Source organism: Bacillus sp. FJAT-45350 (genome assembly GCF_002335805.1).
Taxonomy (GTDB): Bacteria; Bacillota; Bacilli; order Bacillales; family NISU01; genus FJAT-45350.
In genome coordinates, this window is sequence record NZ_NISU01000001.1 from 2,402,399 (window position 1) to 2,424,692 (window position 22,294).

Consider the following 22,294-nt stretch of genomic DNA (forward strand, 5'->3'; position numbering starts at 1 on the left):
TACTGTGAAAAAAAAGACGATATTTAATGAAGAATTGGAATTTTTGGAACAAGCTAAGGAAGTAATTTCGGACGGCAAACATAATGAAGAACAGCTTCATCCAAAATATATAGAACTAATCAATCGTTATGAAAAGCTATTAAAAACTTCAATGAAAACAACGAGGATTAGTGATATTCAAGGAAAGAGACTAAAAACACAAGGAAATGAAATTAACTCCATTAATGAGTCTCTTAAAGCCGTTGAAAAGTCGAGAAAACGGTATATTTCTGAAATTTCCCATGAGTTAGGGAGCCCAATGATGGCTATACAGAGCTTTATTAATGGAATGATAAATGGCTCAATTAAACCTGAGAAAACGTACCTAAAAATCATTCATGAAAAAATCGCCTTAGTCAATCGTCTTATCGAAGAGTTATTTGATTTAGCAAAATTAGAAGAACAAGAAGTAAATTTTCGTCTAGTAGATATACCATTAAATGGTATTTATACATTATTTGATAGATATAAAGTTGATTGTAAAACTAAGAATATTTCACTCATCATCAATCCTATTAGTACTAATTTCACATTAACTCAAGTATCCATCTCTATCGAACCCTTTCGTATACAGCAAGTTTTAACAAATATAATTGAAAATGCCCTAAAACATACTCCCGAGGGAGGAAAAATAGAAGTACATTTCAACACCAACATAAAAGATTACCTGATGATAGAAATTGAAGACAACGGTTTAGGCATTAAACCAGAAGCCATTCCACATGTCTTTACACGTTTCTATAAACAACAAACTCCATTATACCCCGAAGTAAGCAGTACTGGACTAGGTCTTGCTATCGCAAGAGAAATAATTATTAAACACGGTGGACAAATCAGTGTAAGAAGTGAACCTGGAAAAGGCAGTATATTTTACTTTACTATTCCAATAATGAGAAAATAAAATATGTCATATTTAAAGACGAGGGGAAATATCCTCGTCTTTCTTTTCTAGTCATATTTTAAATCCAATAACTGTTATGTCATCTCGCTGTAGTTCTATTCCTTTATACTCTTCAAGCCGATTTACAAACCCTTCTTTTTGTGATTCCATAGAATGAAGATAGTTTTCTTCAATTAGCTTCACTAAATTCTTCTTGCCGAAGGAATAATTTTTCTCTCCTCCATTTTGGTCTACATAACCATCTGTTGTAATATAAAATATCGTATTTTCATTTGCTATCACTTCTGCATTTGTATATGAATAGTCATAAGGTGTTCGGCGATATCCTATGCTTTTTTTGTCTCCTTTAATGATTGTAAGACCATCCTCTCTCTTTACATACAATGACAGTTTAGAACCAGAAAATGTTACAGTTTTGCCTTCTATAAAGCAAAGTCCTATGTCCAACCCATCATCAGTTAATCCTGACTTAGATTGTTGATTTAAGCTTTGCTTAATTTTTCTGTTTAATCTTTCTAGTATATCTGCTGGTGTTAACATAGGAGCATCATCAACAATTTGATTCAAGGCAGATATCGACAATGTTGTCATTAAAGCTCCTGGTACACCGTGCCCTGTACAGTCAGCGACAGCAATATAAAAGCCTCTTTCTGTTTCTTTACACCAATAAAAATCTCCACCAACTGTATCTCTCTGCTTATAAATTAGGAAGTGCTCCTGGAACAAAGTTAAAAGTAATCTATTAGCCGGAAGTACAGAATCTTGAATTCGTTTTGCATAATCAATACTATCATTAATTCGTTCATTTTTTTCCTTCAGAGCATTTGCATTACTCTGAATCTTTTCAATTGACTGATGCAAGTTCTTTTTCATGCGGTTAAATGAATTTGTTAATAAGCCAACCTCATCACGACTAGTAAATTCTATCTCTTTTATTGCCAAATTTCCTGCTGCTATTTCCTTTGAATAATCACTTAACGTCTGTATAGGCTTTAAAATTCTTTTCGTGATTAGTATGTTAATAAGGGTTGATGCTACTAGTAAAACTAAACCACTTGTAAAAGCAATAGATATCACCTGGTCATTATTTTGCTTAATTAATTGTGCATATCTTTCCTTCATCGATAAATTTAAAAGGTAAATATCATTCATAATTCCAAATAATTTTGTTGAAAGCATCATCGCTTCAATCGTTTCGCCCTGTTCAATTACAACATTCATATCCTTTTGTAATACATCTACCTTTGTTTGTATCGTATCTATTCTTCTTATTTCTTCATTACTAATAACGGTTGGTATATCGGACAATGTATCCACTTTTTCTAACATATCGTTATACTTAGTAATTGCATTTGCTAAATTTCCTTCTGTGGCATTTTTCCCGAAGTTATCTAATGCTTGCTGATAACTGACAATGGCACTATTCATTTGTTCAATATTAAGCAATGAATTTGAAAAAGTAGTGGCTGTTGTTTGCATAGACATCATTCTAAAAATGATATATGTCAAAATAAGTAGGGCCATTACTATAATTACAAATGAGTTCAGTAATAGCTTGGTTTGTAGCTTCATCCTGAAGAGAGCCTCCTTAGTGTAGAATCAATCATTAAGCCTTTTATGGATTAATTGTGATAGAACCATCGATTAATTGCTTCGTAAGTGATTCTACTAGCGCCTCATGTTCCTTACTTAGAGTTATTACTCGTATTGGAGCCGCACCAACACCATCTTCAGCTATACCGAATACCATATGTTCTTCAGGCAAATGTCCATGTTCTATAAGTTCCTCGATAGCAGTATAAATCGCCACATCAATCTTTTTAATCATTGACGTAATAACAGCCGATTCTGCAAGAAAAAATTGGTCACTATCGACGCCAATAGCATACTTTTGCTGATGGGCTATTTCTTCAATTGCCCCTAAACCAGAAAAGCCTGCTGCCACATAAATAATTTCTATATCATGTTTCTCTATCATTTGACGAGCAATGTCTTTTGCAATTTCTGCATTACGAAAATCATGTGTATACTCTACAATTATATTTGTTTCTGGACTAACTGCTTTTACTCCTGCGATATACCCATTCTTAATATTTTTAATAACAGGAATATCCATCCCACCGATAAAGCCTATGTTATTCTTGTCTGTTTGCAAACCAGCAATTGCACCTACAATAAAGCTTCCTTGCTCATCTCTAAAGGTTAGAGAGGTAACATTTGGTAAATCAATTACTCCACCTAATATTAAAAATTGTTGTTCAGGATATTCACTTGCAATGTAGGTGAGGTCCTCAATCATATTAAATTCTAATCCAATAATAAGGTCACAGCCTTCATCCATCAATTCATTGAAGCCTTGCAGGTATGTACCTGTTTCACTTAACTGACGATATTCAAAGATGATATCTAACTCGTCCCTAGCTTTCATAACTCCCATGAACGCAGCATCATTAAAAGACTGATCGCCTAAGCCCGAGTCAAGCATTAATCCGATCTTCACTTTATCGCTTACACTATCTATTACTTGCGATTGCCCACAGCCAGTAATTCCAAAAAGAAATAATAGCAAAAGAAATAAATGGTAATTTTTCATCATTATTCACCGTTTCCTGTTTTTCATCTAAAGTTATTGCAAAGTTACTTCTATTATACATTACTATTGAAATGGATATAGTCATAAATTACTAGAGAGGATAAAAACAGAGGGGTAATTCAAAAGACTACAAATTTTATTTTTCCTAAGAAAGTAGCAAAACTATAGAAAAATTAAGAATCTAGTAACTGTTTTTTAACTGCTTCTTTCACCTTTTCTTTATGAAATGGTTTTATGATAAAGTCCCTTGCTCCTAACATGATAGTATCGATTATCGTTCTTTTATGCCCACTAGCTGAACACATAATAATCTTGGCTCTTTTATCTATCCTGAGCATTTCTTTTAATGCATCAATACCGTTCATTTCTGGCATCATAATGTCCATTAATACTAATTCAGGTTTGTATTGCTTGTATAAAAAGAGTGCCTCTTTACCATTCGAAGCCTCTAAAATCTTTGTATTACCAATCTCCTCTATAATTTTTCTTAAAGAGTTACGCATAAAATTCGCATCATCTACTATTAAAATTTTTGTCATAGCGCCCTCCATTAAGCTCTAATTTTCTGATAAAATAATAGTAGCAAAATGTATGATACATAAATAGTGAAGAAAAGTCACTTCAAATAGGGCCTTTGGACTTATTTTTTAATGGTGTATGAGTTTCACCTTCAAGGAACTATTTGGTATTTAAACCAACTATATTGTAGTACCTAATCATTACTAAAAGAAAATAATTTTAAAGGGAAGGGACACAATATATTTAGATAAGTCGGCAAACATTTGGAGGTACACGATGAGGAGGATTTTGCCTGGTTCGATTGTTACTTATAGCCAATATGGACACTTAAAACTACCTAAGGACTTAAAAAGCAAATGTCCTAAATGTGGAAAAATCAGTGAATTTAATCTAAAGTTCACTTATCAAGAAAAGAGACCTGGAATTATTTCAACCGGTTCATGCTCTCTTTGTAATCATACATCTCATTTTGTTATTATGTTAAACAATGCAACAGAAACAAACGAAGAACCGTCAATCTATATTAACGAGGAAAGAAATCCATTCCATCAAATCGAACAAAATAATATTATACCTGTAGACTTACTTAGAGCTTATCGCTCAGCTATCAATGTACATAATATTAAAGATACATCAGCCACAGCGGTCATGACTAAAAGAGTTCTAGAAGGTATAATAAAAAGTTTTCTTGATGAAAAGGTTGAAGGAAACTCTTTATCTCAACAACTCGCACTATTATCCGAACATATTAATTTTTCCAAACCCCTTCATCAACTAAGTGAATTAGTTGAAAGTCAACAAAAATTATATAAAACCCTAGAACTTGAAATTGACCCTGATGAAGAGATGGCTGACCTGTTAATCGAATTATTAAACTCATTGATCGAGTATTTATTTATTCTCCCGTCAAAAATAGATTTAATTTATGAACGGTTTAGTCAAAAGGTTGATTGAGCTAAATCGTAAGTCTTAATTAGAATAAGCCTGTCTTCACTTAGTAAGTGTAAAGGCAGGCTTATCTTAATTATTTAATTAAATTAATTCACATTTAACTCCAACAATACCATCAATTTCTTTCACATCTAAATGAACATCAGTAGTGTAACGCTTTTCCCCTACCCTTACTCGAAGCTCTAACAACACAAGCTCTTTATTTTCCAGATCATCAACTTTTACATTATCAATTGCAATATTCTTCGATTTAATCTCTTTAATTATCTCTGTCATGTTTCTTTCTTTTGTAATCGTAATTTTCATTCGAATTGTTTTTTCATTCAGCCTTTTTGGACCAATATATTTTATAACAAGTGGTAGTACTTCTACACTCACAATAATTAGGAATAAGCTTAAAATAGCTTCTTTATAAAAACCAGCTCCAGTGGCTATTCCAAGTCCTGCAGCACCCCAAATCATCGCTGCTGTTGTTAGTCCACGAACAGAAAGACCTTGTACTAAAATAGTACCAGCACCAATGAAGCCGACACCTGTAATGATTTGTGCAGCTAAACGCATCGGGTCCATCATTACACCTGAGTGTTTTTCAAAAGAATAAGCTGCCTCGATAGAGACTATTGTCAAAAGGCAACTACTAACTGCAATAACAATAGACGTTTTTAAGCCAAGAGGTTTATTCCTAAGTCCTCTTTCTAGACCAATAATCATCCCTATTATGGTCGACAAACCTAATTTGAGTAATAATTCTGCTGAAACATCCATTGTTGCTCCCCCTAATTTATCGAAAAATTAGATAAATTATTAATTTCGTTTTATTATTACAGGTTGAGATAATATTCTATATAATTAGAACACTCCATTTCAAAAGAACCTCTCCTCTTATCATTCCTTTATTTTATCATAGAGCTATTTCCACTGCACAAAACAAAAGTAATATGAGACATTGGACTATTATATAGTTATATTGAAAATTAAGTAAATAAAAAGCCTCCCCTCACCACAGTGAAGGCAGGCCATTTTCTACATCTTACCCTTATTATGCTTATAAAACTCATGAAACAGCTTCATCAATGCTCGCTTCTCGATTCTTGAGACATAACTGCGTGAAATTCCTAAATCACTTGCAATTTCACGTTGCGTCCTCTCTTCTTTCATTTCTAATCCAAACCGTCCGACTACTACATCTCGCTCTCTAGGATCGAGTATATGAATGTAATCATAAATTTGAGCCTTTTCCATCTTCAGCTGAATTGTATCTACGATGTCCTCTCCTTCTTCTTGGAGAACGTCGATAAGGGTGATTTCATTCCCTTCCTTATCTGTGCCAATAGGGTCATGTAAGGAAACATCTTTCTTAACTTTTTTTAACGCTCGAAGGTGCATTAGTATTTCATTCTCAATACACCGTGCTGCATACGTAGCAAGTTTTGTACCTTTTCCGTCTGAATAGCTCTCGATTGCTTTAATTAGCCCAATCGTTCCTATTGAAATTAAATCTTCTGTATCTTCTCTTGTGTTTTCAAATTTCTTCACAATATGAGCCACAAGACGTAGGTTATGCTCTATTAGAAGGTCTCGCGCATCTGGATCCCCTTCCTGCATCAGTTTTAAGTACTTCTTTTCATCGTCTTTCGATAGTGGTTGTGGGAAGGCATTGTTTTTTACATATGAAACGAAAACAAAGACCTCTTTAATAAAATAAGTTATTGCTGCAAATATACTTGACACAACTTCACCCCCGTCAGGTAGTCTTATCTTATGTCTATGTAAGGTTGGGCTTGGTTGTGTCTGTACATATGAAAAAGGACTGGCACAAGTAGAAGAATTATATATTATAAATATTTGAAACAAAAAAAGAGCCTTCACAGTTATCTGCAAGGCTCCCATAAATATTATTCAAAATGATCGATAATGAATTGTGGAACGTCGTTTACCGGAAACGATAGAATATCTATATGACTCGGTTGGTTGACGTAATGCTGTATAACAATATACTCACCTGATTGCCTCCACGTTGACTTTCGAAGTGATTCTTCGATTTTCTCTTCATCTTCTACAGTCAATACTCTTCCCTCTGATTCAAATTGCCCTAATAATTCATCATTACGATAAAATTCATACACGTCCATATTGTCATTATTTTTTATAACAGAAATATGAGTTAGGTCATTAGAAGTTACTCTTGCTTTTTCCATCAAACCATTTTCTATTAGCCAGTTTTCTATTTCCAAATATGACTTCTTCCAAGTAGCATTTAACCGCTTATTGTTGTTCCAAATTACTTCAATGTCTGACCATCCATCTTGATTTAAAATTGTATCCTCATAAGATTCATTCACCATTTCATTTTGTAAAAGAGTGAGAAGCTCCTGTATGTTTTCTTTTTCTGTAATCTCAACATGACCACCAATACGATAATTATGGAAGGAAACACTTTTTATTTCGGAAAAATCGTCTACTTGAAGAAGTGGAAACTGATTTCTCTTGTATTCATCTGATTCAACAATTGGACGATAGAAATCTTTAAAGCGCTCTATCTCAATTTGATATTGTCGAACAACTTTTCTCCCATTCTCTAATTCATACCCGATAACGACCGGTCTAGTGTCATTACTATAGTTAGAAGACAACACTTGTCTTTCATTTACTATCTCTTGGTGAAATTGACGAATATCTTCTAAACTCTGTGCTTCATGATAGTAATAAAGACGTTGAACATATTGTTCACGTTCATATCCCCACCTATCTTGCCTCTCTTCATCAATATAATGAATTGACTCTGCAAAATAGATTCGTTCTACATTTCCTAGTTCTGGAATTCGACTCTCGTATCCTGTCACATCAAGTTGTAATAGAACTCCCACAATCACTATACAAACAGAATATACAAGATACCCTTTCCACTTTCCAAATACACGCCAAGTTTTTTCTAAAATCATTTGAGCAATAATATATCCTATTAATGAAGCTGTAACATATCCAAAAATAATCCATCCAATGCCACCTTGTGTTTCTCCAAAGTAGGCACCACCTAACAACATTGCACAAGCTGTCACACCAAATTTAAAGACCGGTCGTAAGACTTTAAACGTGATTGCCTGTGTTGCAGCTTCTACATTCCTTTTCTTATATGAAATAAAACCTATAAATATAAAGATAATAATTAGAATGGTATAGCTGATGATTTCCATTACAGTTAATGGTTGATGCACAAGTTGACTAAGCCTAACAAACGGAACAATTTGGTCAAATTGATTAAAGTAATAATCATAAGAAAACCCAAATAAATAAAACTTCATATTAATAAATAACAGAAAAGAGATCCCTGCTGGAAATAGAAACAAGATATAAACTAGTCCAGCATGTAAAACTGACATCCCAGTAAACATTGCGACAAATAAACCTGCGAAAAAGACAAACAAGAGTGATAGGATTGTAATTCCAATCCAGTTTACTATAACACCTACTGTAAGTGGCTCAATATCCAACGCTCCTACTAGTATAAATAACACAAGACTTGTTATTACCACTGGGATGACTAATAAAAAGACCCCGGATATAATATTATGAAAATATAGTTTCTCCCTACTTATTGGCAAACTATGAATATAGTCTGCTGAAAGCTTCACCTGCATATATCTGAAAAGAAAAACTGCGAGTAATACAGGAATAGTGAACATTAAAAATATTTGAAATCCACCAGAAACAGCAAACAAGCTCTCAGTTTCAGTGAATAGGTGATGATAATTTTGATGTCGGTTTACATCATTTGTATAAATCATGATGAGTTGGAGAGGTAAGGCAAATAACAAAGATAATAAATAAACAAGACCTACCCACCCGACACTTCTAATATTTTGTAAAAGTATTCCCTTATTAAACAACGATGTTTTCGATTGCATAGCCAACATCCCTCATTTCATATATAAAGATTTCTTCTAATGTAAGAGGTAGCAAATCGAAAATGACTGGTTGCATCATTTGTATGTGAGATGTTACTGCATCTTCTTTTCCTCTAACAATATATAAGAGAACACTTCCTCTCGTCTCTTTGTAAAGTACATCAAACTTCTCCAGAAATTCCTCTGGTACGTCATTTTTAAATGCCACTTGTATTTTATGAATATCTGACTTTAAATCATCAAGCTCTTTTTCGATTATTAATTCTCCATTATGCAAGATTCCAATATGATCACATAAATCTTCTACTTCCCTAAGATTATGAGAAGAGATTATAATCGTTAGTCCTCTGTCTGCCACATCTTGAACAAGGAGATTTTTCACCTTTTGCCTCATCACTGCATCTAGTCCGTCTAAAGGCTCATCTAGTATAAGCGTTTCTGGCATTGCAGATAACGTTAACCAAAAGGCAACCTGTCTCTGCATTCCTTTTGACATGCGGTGAATTTTTTTATGCACATCGATTGGGAAGACTTCATTTAACTTCTTAAACCTTTCTTCATTCCACATCGGATACATCGTTTTATAAAAATCAGCCATTTGCTTAATCGATGAATGGGGAAAAAAGAACAGAGAATCTGCTAAAAACATTACTTTCTGCTTCATTTTCACATTTTCAAAGATTGGCAGTTCCTCTATTGATACTGTGCCTGAGTCTTGTTTATATATGCCGGCAATAATTTTTAGTAGCGTTGTTTTACCAGCACCATTTGAACCTAACAATCCATAAATAGAGCCCTTTTCAATATGTAAATTCACCCGCTTTATCGCTTCAATGTCTTCAAATTCTTTCTTAATATCTTGAACTTTAATCACCCTTTTCTCCTCCCTTCACAGTTTGTTCCGCTTCTTCTATTAAGTTTAATAGCTCATCTTTATTAATTCCTAAGTACAAAGCTTCTGAAATAAGTTTAATCAAATCATTTTTCATCTTCTTCACCTTTTCATCATTTATCGAATTAGATTGAGGCGCTACAAATTTTCCTTTACCAGGTACCGAATAAATGTATCCTTGACTTTCTAATTCTCGATAGGCTTTTTGAATCGTATTGGGATTGATTGTCAACTCCTGAGCTAACACACGAACTGAAGGGAGTTGTTCATCCGGTTTAAATACCTCGTGAAAAATGAACTCCTTTAACTTCTCCACTAGCTGCTCATAAATGGGTTTACGACTTCTAACATCTAATTGAAACATTACATACCTCCTCCCTATCGAAGATTGCAGATAAAATTGGAATTGTACTAACCGCACTAACTGTACCATCTCACTTAGTACAGTCTTATTATATACTGACCTTTAGAAATATCAACCTTTTTTTATGATAAAATAGATAACTTATGTTGTTACCTTGCACAACCGTCCTTGCAAATACATACAATTTATTAATGAACAACTATGCTTCCGGTACTTTTAGTTAAGAGGTGAAATTTGATGGAGGGTACTCAATATTATGTATTATTAGGAGTCATTGTCTTTATATTTTTAACGTTTTCCCTTGGGGCAGTTGAAGAAGAGGAGGAACGTGAAATTCCAGCAGAAGTACTTCCTGTCATTCTTGAGTAGGGAGGTGACATGATGAAAAAAAATACAAATGCTCGTTTTTCGGGTAATGAAAAAGATAATTTAAATAAGTTATTAGAAAACTATAAACTCTCTCCTCAGCAAATTGCAGTAGTTGCAGCTATTTTATTTAATGCTTTATATGTTCAATCAGTACTTGTCGATAAAGATCAAACTGTGGTTGTTTTGCTCGAAGGTTCCTTAAAGAAAGAAAATGAAGGAATGGAAAAGTTATTAAATGAAGTAAGAGGATTAAGTTTAGGGGAACTACTTTTACTTTTACAAGGTAGAAGAAGCGCTCTATAACATAAATTTAATAATATAATGTATATAAAAAAATAACTCCCCATTCATAATGGGGAGTTCTAGAGGGGAGTAGAGAGACAGTTAGGAAACAAGTGTTTAACGTCTTTCCTTCTGAAACTTAGTTTACTAAAACCTATGACTTGTTTTCATTAGATTTGTGAGGTTTTATAACAGACAAATTTATTGTCTATTTCCTATCATGGAAAATAGCCGTCCTTATCTTCAATTGAAAAATAATGTTGTAGCTCCTTAACTACAGTCGTTAACTCCTGATTAGTATTATCTTTTCTTGCCAATCGCTCAATTTCTTGATAACAAGATAATAATACATACTCCGGATGTTGCTGATCTAAACTACGTTGGTTAGCTGGTGTAGAGTATACATTATCTGTAATTTGCTCAATATGCTCATCTGATTGTTCCATCAACGTCTGTTTTGCCTGTTGAATTTTCTGTTGCATGTCACTTGGTATCTGACTTGAATAGCTTTCAAAATCTTGAATTATTTGTAATAAGCGTTCCTTTTTTGTTATCGCCATTCGAATCTCTTCCTTTCTTGTCTATAACTACATGATTATTACTATCATTTCCTAGAATTCAAAAAAATATGTTTAAAATCAAAAAGAAATGTAGCAGTTTTCAATAGTTATAAACAAAAAAAGAACTCAATCCCATTAGTGAACTGAGCCTCTTAGAACTAATATATTTGTGGTAAAATGCCTATGCGTTCAACTTCTCGTCCGTACTTCTCGAAATACTCTATCTTCTCTTCTTTCTTTATCGGTCTCCATCCCCAACAAAGATTCTTATCTTCTGAATAGTCCTTATCTAAAAAACGGAGTTCCTCTAAAAAAAGACAATGTTTCTTTTCATTTACCCACCAGCAATTCTCACAACTTCTGTTTGAATGCAATCGAAAAACACTCCTTTACTTAATATGTTTAAAAGAATAATTAGTTATATTCTAAGCAATTTAGCTAAGGGTGTCTTAAACTATAGTCGATAATCTAACAGTAAATTTCACTTGTAGTTTTATTTGTTATTGTATTCCTACCAAACGTAATTGTTACTTACTTTCAATAAAAATTGAAAATTCAAATAATTTATTTTACAGTACTTAGTAACTAACCCTATCTTACCATCAAGCTACTTAAATCTCTATACTTAATTATATATTATTTAAAAAGTCAGTAAATTAAAAATGAATGAACACTTATTCATTGAGATATAGTAAAATATTTATTACACTCTAGATATGATTTTATATAATTATAGATTCCTGTAGGAGGCGCAAATGGAAAGAAAAATTGATGAGTTAGATACAAATATCATTCGATTACTTTCAAAAGATGGACGTATGTCCTTTACTGAAATTTCGAACCGTTTAGAAGTAACAGAAAAAACAGTACGTACTAGGTATAAAAGCTTAATTGAAGATGACATTATTGATATTGTTGGGGTCGTTAATCCTATCTCTTTAGGATTGAATGTTTCAGCTATTGTCCAGATAAGCGCTGGAGCAAATTACCTAGAAAAAATAATACAACAAACCAGAAAGTATAAAGAGGTGCGATACATATCACTCATAACAGGAGAATATCAGCTATATTTACAAGTGAATGTAAAAGACTATCAAGAATTAACTAGTTTTATTAAACAATTAAATCTAATTGAAGGTGTAACAAAATGTAATACAATGGTTCAACTTGAAGTTAATAAAAACTCTCATGAAATAATTTAAAAATTGATTGAATTCAGGTTAAATAGTTCCTAATAATAATATATAGGAAAAAGAAATCGGTTGCAGGTAAATAGACATACTTTTGTCCTAAATAGATCAAAAAAGCTCAATTCCCTTTCTGTTTTTTGATATTATTAAAGAAAAGGCTAAGGAGTTTGATGCTATTGTCTGAACAAATTTCTACAATAAAAGGATTAATTGAAAATAGAAAAGCGGATGTTATGGGTCATGACGAGTACTCTAAATCAGCCGTAATGCTCCCTTTAGTTATGATTGAAAATAAAACATATATCTTATTCGAAGTACGTTCAAAAAACCTTTCAAAACAACCAGGGGAAGTTTGTTTTCCTGGTGGAAAAATTGACAAAAGCGATGTAAGCGAAGAGCAGGCTGCAGTAAGAGAATTATGTGAAGAGCTCGGGTTAACAAAGGAGGACGTGCAAACGATTGCACCTTTAGATTACTTGGTAACACCCTTTCGTGGAATTATCTATCCTTTTGTAGGCGAGTTAAAACGAATTGATACGATACAACCCAATCCTACAGAAGTTGAAACTGTCTTCTACGTCCCGTTAGATTATTTTTTAGAAAATGAACCAGACTGCTTTCACATGGAGCACCATATTCGTCCACAAGAAGATTTTCCTTTTCATCTCATTAAAAATAGAAGTACATACAAAGAAAGAACAGGTCTTATGCCTCAATACTTTTACCAATACAAAGACCACGTAATTTGGGGACTTACCGCAAGAATTGTATATCATTTTGTCGATCTTATAAAAAATCCAACTACTAGCTAGAACTAGTTGTTGGATTTTTTTAACAAAAATATATTCTAAAATAACATTTAAAAGTTATATACTTACACATTGAAAAAATATTTTTTAGATTTTTTAAATTTTCTAAAGATTTACCCTTGAAAGAATTTACCCAATAGTGTAGATTTTTTAATATGTTACATTTTCTGCAAAGGTAAAAACTGTTTGCTCGTAGTTGATCTGCATGAATCGCTCTATCCTTTTTGGACATAGATGATGCAGAGGGTTTTCTATCGCGAACATACCGAGTGGTCGTTCAGTTTTATTTTTTGCAGTGAATACTAGTATTGAATTAGGTTCTTACTTTTTGTTAACGCAAAATTGTAAGCACTTACAAAAAATAAGGGGGAGAGAAACATGAGCGCATACAAAAAGGAAGTATGGTTTACGATTATTATGTCTGCACTATTTCTAATTTCAGGGCACATTGGATTTATTTTTTCAATTTTTCCGGTTGATGGTTATCTATTTGGATTCCCAATCATGTACATAGTTCCGATTCTTTTTGGCTGGTTCGGTGTGCTTTTCTTAACAGTTGTTGCTGGTAAAATGGGGAATCACATTGACGCAGCTATTGAAGAAGAGAACTCACGTCATGCAGGTAATGAATCAAAAGATAATACGAGAGGAGCGAGTTAAATATGGAAGAACAAGTATGGCAACTGAGTAATCCCATTATCGGGATCGTTATCGTAATATTAACTTTTCTTTTATTCTATTTTGTTAGTTACATGTCAAACCGAAAAAGTAAATCAGTTGAAGACCTCTATGTAGCTGGTGGTGGTGTTGGACCAGTCACAAACGGTTTAGCAATGGCATCTACTTATATGAGTTTAGCTACATTCTTAGGGGTTACAGGACTTATTCTAAATTTACAAGTACCTTTCGTTATGCTTTGGATTCAAATGATTTTAGCTATTCCGTTAATTACGATTATTTATGGAACTAGCTTACGCCGTATGGGTGCTTTCTCTCCTACTCATTTCGTTCGTGAGCGTTATGGTGTTTCTGCTTCCATCATTGCAGCTCTATTTATGATTCTAGTCTCAATTATGTATGCGTTAGGACAAATGATTGGGATTGCTGTTACGTTTGAAACATTGTTAGGTATCCCTTATATGACTGGTTTAATCGTTGGTGGTATTCTAATTGTTGGGTACGTAACTATCGGTGGAATGAGTGGTGCAACAAATAATGCTGCAATTCAAATGGTAATTATTGCGTTAATGTTCATCGTACCTTTAGGAGCAATCATGAAGGCGATGGGTGGTAGTGGCTGGTATTTCCCTCCACTTTTCTATGCTGACATGGTACCTGCAATGCTTGAAGCTATGCCTACATTCTTTGACTATCAATACTCATCAAAATGGTATTTTGCTATTATACCTGCTTTAACATTAGGTTCACTAGGACTTCCTCACTTAGCGATGCGTATCTATACAGCATCTAGCTTAAAGAGCGCTCGTCAAGCGATGATTTGGTTCGCTTTTGCTTTAGGTCTAGTTTTCTCTGCTACTTATGCAATGGGATTCTCAGGTGTATTTTTTACACAAACTTCAGGTATAACGATTTCTCCTGCCGATGCAGATAAATTAACCATCATTTTAAACCTTGTCTATAATCCTGAATGGGTAACAGCTCTTGTTATTGCTGGTGCAATTTCTGCTGGTTTATCAACACTAAGTGGAAACTTACTTGCAATCGGTGCACTTATCTCTCAAGATATTGTAACAACGTTAAAACCATCTCTTTCTAGTAAAGCAAAAGTTCGCTTAGGTTATTTTTCAATTGCCTTTGGTGGTTTTGCGAGTGTGGTGCTTGCGATTAACCCACCAGATTTCTTAGTAGTTAGTATTCTATGGGCCTTTGGTTTAGCCGGGGTAACAAATGCACCTCTGATTCTCTTGGGTGTATGGTGGAAAGAAGCAAACAGATACGGAGCTATTGCTGCTTCTATATTTGCAGGGGGATTATACATTATCGTGTCACCATTTGTATTCCCATCTATTGTTGTAAGTGGTCACGCTTTAACAGACGGAATGGGACTATCAGGAGCAATGCTATGTGTACCTCTTAGTTTTATCCTATTAATTATCGTATCTTATATTACGAACCGTATGCCAGGATTAAAGCATCGCCTTTCTACTGAATCCGATCATAAACTAATTGAACGTATCCATGGTTGGAGTGATGTAAATCCAAATCGCTATAACAGCAAACTTGGTGCCTTTATTGTAACAACTGCTAGTGTATTAATCGTTGTTTGGGCATTACTCCCTTGGGATCTTTAATATACTTATATAGTAACAATTGGCTCCTGTTAGCTCTTTAGCTGGTAGGAGCCAATATTATTTGTTATAATTTTTAGATACTTATAAATAAGGAGATTACTATGAATGGAATTGGATTAATTTTTCGATCATTATTAGTAGACAGGGATGCAATGAAGGAACTAAGTGAATCTCCTAAATTCAATAAGTGGTGTCTATTAATCATACTTTTAGTTGGTATCATTTATGGATTATTTTCTATACAGCACAATGCTGAATACATATTGAGCTTCGAATCAGACTTCCTTCGTAACATAGTTGTACCTGGAATATTTATCATTGGTGGGGTCATTATGGTCCTGTTAACTCGTCTAGTATTCTCACTACTTTTATGGGCAGCTAGTAGAGGCTTTGGTGGTCCTGGTGGGTTAGGAAGCTTGAATCGGATGACTACCGTTGTTATGGTCCCTAGTATCATAGCGATGCCAGCTTTTATTGCTAGTAACTTCACCCTGCTTGGGATTTCTTCAATTATTATTGCTCTTATTTGGATGTACATAATTTCAGTACGTTCATTGGCAGTTACTCAAGCTTTTGTTTCATGGAAAGCCTATGCGGCAATTTCAGTTATTTTTATATTCTTTATTAGCATTTATTATATTGTAATACCTCCAGCAAGCTAAAAACGAGACACTAAGTGATTTACTTCACTCTAGTGTCTCGTTTTTTGTTATGCTATCCTTTACTGCATCTCTTCATTTAATTGTCTTTGACATGAAGTCGCTCTTTTATGAAAAAATAGTGCAAAAACTAACATTGAAAGTACTGCTAATATAATAAAGCTAGGTTCAGGCCCAGATGTCACTGTCCCCTCACTAGGAATAAGAAGCCCAATAAATAAAAAGATACTTAACGATAGAAGGATATAAGCATAACGGCGGAAATCAGTTACTTTATCTTTTAACATTTGAATTTGTTTATCTCCCATTGTATCCCTCTCCTTTTCTAACTACTTTCTATTTTAACATCAAAATAGTAGATTGATTGGATGTAATTTATGGGAGAATAAACAAAAGAGTGCTACAAAAAAATAATAGTTACCTTTTTGTAGCACTCTAATTATTTATTAATGATTATTCTTATACTGTTCCACCATCAGTAATACCAGCTTGGCTGAGTTAACTGAAGCTGTTTCTAAGAACTTGTCATATGAAACCTTCGCATCACTACCAGCAATATCTGATAATGAACGAATAATAACAAACGGACATTGGAATTGATGACATACTTGAGCAATTGCCCCCGCTTCCATTTCAGCGCAATAAGGGTTAGTGAAGAGTTTCTTTAACTCTTCCACACGCCCATGGTCACTCATGAACGAGTCACCAGAAACAATGAGCCCTTTCTCTGAGTGTACTCCTACATCCTTTGCACTCTCTTCAGCAATGTTAACTAAGTTTTCTGCTGGAGAGTAGTATGCTGGCATTTGTGGTACTTGTCCAAACTCGTAACCAAATACAGTCGCGTCAACATCATTGTACCGAACCTCAGTTGAAATAACGATATCTCCAACATTTAGCTTTTCATAAAATCCTCCAGCTGATCCTGTATTGATAACCGCATCAGGTTTGTATAATTGAATAAGTAACGTTGTCGCAACTGCTGCGTTTACCTTACCAATTCCTGATTTTAATAGAACGACGTCTACGCCATTTAACATTCCACTGTGAAACTCACAACCAGCAATTGTATTGTCCTCACGATTGTCTATTTTGCTCTTTAATAGCTCAACTTCCTCGTCCATTGCTCCAATAATACCTAATCTCATATGTATGTGTCATTCCTTTCTAATTCATTCCCTATTTCTTGCTATGAATAGTATACACGACTTTATTTATTTTCACATATTTTCTTTTCAATCTATTTTTGTTATATTGAGCTAAGAGAATTCTTTTAGAAAGGAATGATAAGCATGGGCATTCAATTAGAACGTATTCATGATAAAGTCGAGTTTTTCGAAACAGCAAACCTACAATCACTCGAAAAGAAAATAAATGAACAAATCGATATTAATAAAGCACTTTTACTTGAAGTACACTCTATTTCACACCAAGTATTTCCGAATCCTAAAACAGGACAGCCTATTTACTCAGCTGTTGTACATTTTAGAGCAAAAGGATAGAAGGCCTGGACAATGTCCAGACCTTCTTTACATTAATTATAAGGATTCTTATCTAATGTATTAACATTTACTGGCTGCCAGCCACGATTTGTCCATTCTAAACGTACCTGATACGGCGTACTTTGATTTTGATAATCACTGACTGTTCCAACGGCACTTTGGAGATTCCCTCCGTTTTCTAAGCGCCAAATAATAATATTGTCACCAAGACCTGTAGCATACTCTAATGCTCGCTTCATTTCGTTCCAGTTTTGGCCGTCTCTTGTGAAGTCAGCTTCAAAAGGTTCCTGTTGTTGCTGCTGTGTTCCAATTGGTTGCCACTCTCCATCAACTGGCTCTAGTAGCTCTTCTTCATCTTCTTCTATTTGTTCTTCTTCATTATTATTTTCTATCTCAGGAATTTCTTCTTCCACCACTGCTTCTTCTATATTTTCTTCCTCTATTACTTCTTCTTCTTCGATTGTTTCTTCTTCTTCCACTTCTGTCATTGCATCTTCATTACTAGATGTACCAAAGATAAGTTGTGAACCAAAGAATAGAATAAGTACTGCTACAATACCAATAGAGATATTTAAGATTTTGTTAACTCTTTTTTTCTTTCTCTGTTCAAACCTCGTACTATTATAATCCATAAATCTCCCTCCCATCTCATAATACTACCACGAATTTATTTAATTATGAATTGCTAATTGCTAATTGCTAATTGCTAATTGCTAATTGCTAATTGCTAATTGCTAATTGCTAATTGCTAATGAAAAATCCCAGATGAATTCATCTGGGATTTTTCAGGAGTTCATTATTCAATAACCACTGTTCATTGACAATTATATTTGTCTTATAGCGTTGTTATTATTTTACTTCTAAAATTTTAACTTCCATTTCTCCACCAGGAGTGTTGACCGTTACTTTATCACCAATAGTACGTCCTAATAAGCTTTGTGCCATTGGTGAATCATTTGAAATCTTTCCTTCAAGTGGATCTGACTCTGCACTACCAACAATTGTGTATTCTTCTTCGTCACCATCAGGAAGTTCAATAAATCGTACTGTTCTTCCTAAACCAACGACTGAAGTATTTGTTTGATTCTCTTCTATAATGACTGCATTACGAATCATTTTTTCTATTTGAGAAATACGACCTTCTACAAAGGCTTGTTCCTCTTTTGCAGAATCATATTCCGAGTTCTCTGATAAATCACCAAAGCTACGAGCCACTTTAATACGCTCGACTACTTCCTTACGTTTTTCTGTTTTTAAAAATTCTAACTCATCTTCTAACTTCTGCTTTCCATCAAGGGTCATATAATGCTTCTTATCTGCCATGTATTCCACTCCTCTTTCCAACTATGTATTAAAAATAACTTGATTAGCTTTTCTAGTATGCAATGCGCAAAGGCCTTACTATGCTAGTAAGACTATATATGAATGGTGTATCCATCCTTCATTACCAATACTTTTGCATTCATAATAGAAAAACTCAACTTATCTTTTTTATGCTTAAGAAAGCAAGGTCAACAACCTCGCTTTCCTTATGCTATTATAAAAATACTTTTTCTTCAATAATTGTGCGAATTTTTGTAACCATCAAATCAATTGCAACGCGATTTTTTCCACCTTCTGGAATAACCAAATCCGCATACCGCTTTGTTGGTTCAATAAACTGAAGATGCATAGGTCTTACAACTTCTGTATATTGCTTTATAACCGAATCCAAAGTACGCTCTCGCTCTTGAATATCTCGCATTAACCTACGAATAATTCTTAAATCAGCATCCGTATCAACAAAAAGCTTAATATCCATTAAATCACGAAGTCGTTTGTCCTCTAATATTAGTATACCTTCAAGAATGACAACATCTTTTGGACCAATCGGTTTTACTTCTTTAGAGCGTGTATGCTCAGCATAATCATAAACCGGAAGATCAATTGGTCTACCATTTATCAGTTCTTTCAGCTGCTCAACAAGTAAATCGTTATCAAAGGCTAACGGATGGTCATAATTCGTTTTAAGACGTTCTTCAAAAGACAGATGACTTTGGTCTTTATAATATGCATCTTGTTCAATGAATACAATAGATTTTTCATTAAACTGGTGAAAAATCTCTTTTGCTACTGTTGTTTTACCTGAGCCTGTTCCTCCTGCTACTCCAATGATGACTGGCTTTTGACTCATTATCTTACCTCTTTACGCATCATATTTTGTGGATAAACTTGTTTGTCCACTTTGAACTTCACAATTTGTAATGGATGACGTGCTGCATCTAATTCGTTTCCTTCTTCATCCCATATTGTCTCAACAACTTGTTTCACATTTTGTTCTAATTCTGGTCCAAAGAATTCTACTTCATCACCTGGTTTAAAATGATTACGTTGCTGTAGGGTAATTATTCCTGTCTTATCATCATAGTCTAGGACAAGACCAGCAAAATCATACGTAGTACGCTTAGGATGATTTCCATACATTTGTTCTTCATAACTAGGAACGTTTTCAAAGAAGGCAGGGGCTGTGTCTCTATTCGCACACTTATCAAGCTCTTCTAACCATTCCTTTTTAATTTTAAAATTATCAGGGTCTGCACAGTAAGCGTCAATTACTTTACGGTATACAGCTGTTACTGTTGCCACATAATGAATTGATTTCATTCTACCTTCGACTTTTAAGCTATCAATTCCTGCTTCAATTAATTTAGGTATAGCTTGAATTAAATTTAAATCCTTTGGACTCATTGTATACGGAGCGTCTTCGTCTCCGTATAGAGGTACTTCTTGCACCACTCCGTTTTCATCTTTTTCTTCCATTAGGTTATAATCCCAACGACAAGACTGACAACAGCCACCTCTATTTGAATCTCGTGCAGTCATATGATTACTTAATACACAACGACCAGAATAAGAAATACACATAGCACCATGAACGAATGTTTCAATTTCGATATCAACATTCTTTTTCATTTCTAGCATCTCTTCTAAGCTAACCTCACGTGCTAAAACGACACGCTCTAGCCCTTCTTCCTTCCAGTACTTTACTGCAAGCCAGTTACTTAATGATTGCTGTGTACTTAAGTGGACCTCAACCTTAGGAGCTACACGTTTACATGTTTCAATAATTAATGGATCAGCAACAATAATCCCTGTAATTCCAACGTCCTGTAATGCAGCTAAATACTCTTCAAGCCCATCCATATTTTCATTATGTGCATAAATATTTGTTGTTACATATACCTTTGCTCCATAACGATTAGCAAATTCTACTCCCTCTCTCATCTGATCGATTGAGAAGTTATCCGCACTTGAACGAAGTCCGAACTCTCGCCCACCTATATAAACTGCATCTGCTCCATAGCGAATCGCAATCTTAAGCTTCTCAAGACTACCTGCCGGAGACAAAAGCTCTGGTTTCTTTGTTATCACTCGTTTTCCATCCTTTGTTACCTGAGCGATAGCTTCCATTTAAATCCCTCCTAATAATAAAAACCGCCAGGCGGTCTTTTATTAATACACTGTTTCTTTAAAGAAAAAGCCTGTATCAATGTCTCTATTTGTAGGCTGAATAGACCTAATTTTCTCTAGATACTCTTCTTTTTTATCACTGTAAGCATCTTCATCTTCAAAATATAAGTCGATAGCTTGTCTATACATAGAAACAACTTGTTCCATATACTCAGTTGACTTGAAAATCCCATCTATTTTAAAGCTATCAACATCAGCTTCCAGCATATCTTCGAGCTCATCAATAATACAAATGTCATTAGGACTCATAATGTGTGTCCCATTTCCATCTTCAAAAATAGGGTATTTCGCATCACGCTCAGGATCATATAAATACATTTGACGGTCCTGATTCTTACCTTCTACTTTCATATTCTTCCCTAAATACTCAAAGTAATTTCCTACTAATTCACGTTTAGAATGGAACATACATGTCATTCCGTGAACTTGTACTTCTATTTCAATCTTTGCATTCTCTTTTGTTTCAACAATAGAATCCATATTTACTTCTCTAGCAAGTACAGCACGTTTCGCGCCTTTACTTCCCCAATAATTAGCAGTAAACCAATTTGTTGCTGTTGTTTCAGTATTCCAGTGTAACTTCATATTAGGAGCTTCTTCCTTCGCTGTCATCAACACAGCTGGGTCACCGAACACTACGCCATCTACATTGATTTCAACTAGACGCTTCAAATAGTCGCCAAGTTCTGGAACTCTTTCATTATGAAAAATACCATTCATTGCAACATATACTTTAGCACTTAGGTTTTGCGCGATCTCAGTTGCCTCTTTTATTTCTTCAATCTTGAATTCTCCGGCTAAACGTAAACCATATCTCTCTTCACCAATTAATATAGCCGTTGCTCCAGCTTTTACTAACGGTTCGATTGCAGCTACATCTCTTGGTGTAACTAATAGCTCTGGTTTGTTTGACATTTTCATTCACCTACTTTAGCAT

Annotated in this window: 27 protein-coding genes; 10 read left to right on the forward strand and 17 right to left on the reverse strand. The window is 34.2% G+C overall.

What is annotated here, in order from left to right:
- Window positions 1-4 precede the first annotated feature (4 nt).
- A complete protein-coding gene (locus tag CD003_RS12140) occupies window positions 5-940 on the forward strand; it encodes a sensor histidine kinase (protein WP_096201364.1) in 936 nt (311 codons plus the stop codon).
- A 51-nt stretch (window positions 941-991) separates the two neighbouring features.
- Here CD003_RS12140 and CD003_RS12145 read toward each other — a convergent pair whose 3' ends face one another.
- From CD003_RS12145 to CD003_RS12155, 3 genes are all read right to left on the reverse strand, one after another.
- The gene (locus CD003_RS12145) at window positions 992-2,512 is read right to left on the reverse strand and encodes a SpoIIE family protein phosphatase (protein WP_096201365.1); all 1,521 of its coding nucleotides are present in this window, start codon (window positions 2,510-2,512) and stop codon (window positions 992-994) included.
- 43 nt (window positions 2,513-2,555) lie between these two features.
- Window positions 2,556-3,536, reverse strand: coding sequence for a BMP family lipoprotein (locus CD003_RS12150; protein WP_096201366.1), 981 nt, complete (start codon window positions 3,534-3,536; stop codon window positions 2,556-2,558).
- A 170-nt stretch (window positions 3,537-3,706) separates the two neighbouring features.
- Window positions 3,707-4,072, reverse strand: a complete 366-nt coding sequence (locus CD003_RS12155) for a response regulator (protein WP_096201367.1) — start codon at window positions 4,070-4,072, stop codon at window positions 3,707-3,709.
- Window positions 4,073-4,328: 256 nt separating this feature from the next.
- Here CD003_RS12155 and CD003_RS12160 point away from each other — a divergent pair, with 256 nt between their 5' ends.
- A complete protein-coding gene (locus CD003_RS12160; RefSeq protein ID WP_096201368.1) occupies window positions 4,329-5,006 on the forward strand; it encodes a hypothetical protein in 678 nt (225 codons plus the stop codon).
- 78 nt (window positions 5,007-5,084) lie between these two features.
- On the opposite strand, the gene CD003_RS12165 is transcribed toward CD003_RS12160, so the two are convergent.
- From CD003_RS12165 to CD003_RS12185, 5 genes are all read right to left on the reverse strand, one after another.
- Window positions 5,085-5,768, reverse strand: coding sequence for an MgtC/SapB family protein (locus tag CD003_RS12165; protein WP_096201369.1), 684 nt, complete (start codon window positions 5,766-5,768; stop codon window positions 5,085-5,087).
- 258 nt (window positions 5,769-6,026) lie between these two features.
- Window positions 6,027-6,734, reverse strand: coding sequence for an RNA polymerase sporulation sigma factor SigK (gene sigK / locus CD003_RS12170; protein ID WP_096201370.1), 708 nt, complete (start codon window positions 6,732-6,734; stop codon window positions 6,027-6,029).
- A gap of 164 nt (window positions 6,735-6,898) precedes the next feature.
- Complete coding sequence (locus CD003_RS12175; RefSeq protein ID WP_096201371.1) at window positions 6,899-8,908, reverse strand: DUF6449 domain-containing protein; 2,010 nt, start codon at window positions 8,906-8,908, stop codon at window positions 6,899-6,901.
- A complete protein-coding gene (locus CD003_RS12180) occupies window positions 8,883-9,782 on the reverse strand; it encodes an ABC transporter ATP-binding protein (RefSeq protein WP_096201372.1) in 900 nt (299 codons plus the stop codon). The genes CD003_RS12175 and CD003_RS12180 overlap by 26 nt, the downstream gene beginning before the upstream one ends.
- Window positions 9,775-10,164, reverse strand: a complete 390-nt coding sequence (locus tag CD003_RS12185; protein WP_096201373.1) for a GntR family transcriptional regulator — start codon at window positions 10,162-10,164, stop codon at window positions 9,775-9,777. The genes CD003_RS12180 and CD003_RS12185 overlap by 8 nt, the downstream gene beginning before the upstream one ends.
- A 237-nt stretch (window positions 10,165-10,401) precedes the next feature.
- On the opposite strand from CD003_RS12185, the gene CD003_RS22320 reads away from it, so the two are divergent.
- Together CD003_RS22320 and CD003_RS12190 are read left to right on the forward strand one after the other, a co-directional pair.
- A complete protein-coding gene (locus CD003_RS22320) occupies window positions 10,402-10,533 on the forward strand; it encodes a hypothetical protein (RefSeq protein ID WP_257008305.1) in 132 nt (43 codons plus the stop codon).
- Window positions 10,534-10,545: 12 nt separating this feature from the next.
- Window positions 10,546-10,836 carry a hypothetical protein gene (locus tag CD003_RS12190; RefSeq protein WP_096201374.1) on the forward strand — a complete coding sequence of 97 codons (291 nt, stop codon included), beginning with the start codon at window positions 10,546-10,548 and terminating at the stop codon, window positions 10,834-10,836.
- A 197-nt stretch (window positions 10,837-11,033) separates the two neighbouring features.
- Here the strand turns inward: CD003_RS12190 and CD003_RS12195 are convergent, their stop codons facing one another.
- Window positions 11,034-11,375, reverse strand: a complete 342-nt coding sequence (locus CD003_RS12195; RefSeq protein WP_096201375.1) for a hypothetical protein — start codon at window positions 11,373-11,375, stop codon at window positions 11,034-11,036.
- A 158-nt stretch (window positions 11,376-11,533) separates the two neighbouring features.
- Complete coding sequence (locus CD003_RS12200) at window positions 11,534-11,749, reverse strand: hypothetical protein (protein WP_096201376.1); 216 nt, start codon at window positions 11,747-11,749, stop codon at window positions 11,534-11,536.
- A gap of 381 nt (window positions 11,750-12,130) precedes the next feature.
- Between CD003_RS12200 and CD003_RS12205 the strand changes: the two genes are divergently transcribed.
- From CD003_RS12205 to CD003_RS12225, 5 genes are all read left to right on the forward strand, one after another.
- A complete protein-coding gene (locus CD003_RS12205) occupies window positions 12,131-12,577 on the forward strand; it encodes an Lrp/AsnC family transcriptional regulator (RefSeq protein ID WP_096201377.1) in 447 nt (148 codons plus the stop codon).
- A 164-nt stretch (window positions 12,578-12,741) separates the two neighbouring features.
- On the forward strand, window positions 12,742-13,377 hold the full coding sequence (locus CD003_RS12210) for an NUDIX hydrolase (protein WP_257008306.1): 636 nt from the start codon (window positions 12,742-12,744) through the stop codon (window positions 13,375-13,377).
- Window positions 13,378-13,752: 375 nt separating this feature from the next.
- Window positions 13,753-14,034 carry a hypothetical protein gene (locus CD003_RS12215; RefSeq protein WP_096201379.1) on the forward strand — a complete coding sequence of 94 codons (282 nt, stop codon included), beginning with the start codon at window positions 13,753-13,755 and terminating at the stop codon, window positions 14,032-14,034.
- A 2-nt stretch (window positions 14,035-14,036) separates the two neighbouring features.
- Window positions 14,037-15,686, forward strand: coding sequence for a sodium:solute symporter family transporter (locus tag CD003_RS12220; protein WP_096201380.1), 1,650 nt, complete (start codon window positions 14,037-14,039; stop codon window positions 15,684-15,686).
- A gap of 101 nt (window positions 15,687-15,787) precedes the next feature.
- On the forward strand, window positions 15,788-16,348 hold the full coding sequence (locus CD003_RS12225) for a YIP1 family protein (RefSeq protein WP_096201381.1): 561 nt from the start codon (window positions 15,788-15,790) through the stop codon (window positions 16,346-16,348).
- 59 nt (window positions 16,349-16,407) lie between these two features.
- Here the strand turns inward: CD003_RS12225 and CD003_RS12230 are convergent, their stop codons facing one another.
- Together CD003_RS12230 and mtnN are read right to left on the reverse strand one after the other, a co-directional pair.
- Window positions 16,408-16,653, reverse strand: coding sequence for a YrhC family protein (locus CD003_RS12230; RefSeq protein WP_096201382.1), 246 nt, complete (start codon window positions 16,651-16,653; stop codon window positions 16,408-16,410).
- Window positions 16,654-16,791: 138 nt separating this feature from the next.
- Window positions 16,792-17,493 (reverse strand): 5'-methylthioadenosine/S-adenosylhomocysteine nucleosidase, encoded by a 702-nt coding sequence (mtnN, locus tag CD003_RS12235; RefSeq protein ID WP_096201383.1) that lies wholly within the window; start codon window positions 17,491-17,493, stop codon window positions 16,792-16,794.
- A 144-nt stretch (window positions 17,494-17,637) separates the two neighbouring features.
- Here mtnN and CD003_RS12240 point away from each other — a divergent pair, with 144 nt between their 5' ends.
- Entirely contained in the window at window positions 17,638-17,847 is a 210-nt protein-coding gene (locus tag CD003_RS12240; RefSeq protein WP_096201384.1) for a YrzA family protein, read from the forward strand.
- A 32-nt stretch (window positions 17,848-17,879) separates the two neighbouring features.
- Here the strand turns inward: CD003_RS12240 and CD003_RS12245 are convergent, their stop codons facing one another.
- The 5 genes from CD003_RS12245 to CD003_RS12265 all read right to left on the reverse strand — a co-directional run bounded on the left by CD003_RS12245 (window position 17,880) and on the right by CD003_RS12265 (window position 22,278).
- Window positions 17,880-18,479, reverse strand: a complete 600-nt coding sequence (locus CD003_RS12245; RefSeq protein ID WP_096201385.1) for a YrrS family protein — start codon at window positions 18,477-18,479, stop codon at window positions 17,880-17,882.
- Between the two features lie 217 nt (window positions 18,480-18,696).
- Window positions 18,697-19,170 (reverse strand): transcription elongation factor GreA, encoded by a 474-nt coding sequence (greA, locus tag CD003_RS12250; RefSeq protein WP_096201386.1) that lies wholly within the window; start codon window positions 19,168-19,170, stop codon window positions 18,697-18,699.
- Between the two features lie 214 nt (window positions 19,171-19,384).
- Window positions 19,385-20,020, reverse strand: a complete 636-nt coding sequence (gene udk / locus CD003_RS12255) for a uridine kinase (RefSeq protein ID WP_096201387.1) — start codon at window positions 20,018-20,020, stop codon at window positions 19,385-19,387.
- The gene (locus tag CD003_RS12260) at window positions 20,020-21,297 is read right to left on the reverse strand and encodes a peptidase U32 family protein (protein WP_096201388.1); all 1,278 of its coding nucleotides are present in this window, start codon (window positions 21,295-21,297) and stop codon (window positions 20,020-20,022) included. Before CD003_RS12260 ends, udk begins: the two co-directional genes overlap by 1 nt.
- Before the next feature lie 42 nt (window positions 21,298-21,339).
- Complete coding sequence (locus CD003_RS12265; protein ID WP_096201389.1) at window positions 21,340-22,278, reverse strand: peptidase U32 family protein; 939 nt, start codon at window positions 22,276-22,278, stop codon at window positions 21,340-21,342.
- Window positions 22,279-22,294: the final 16 nt, after the last annotated feature.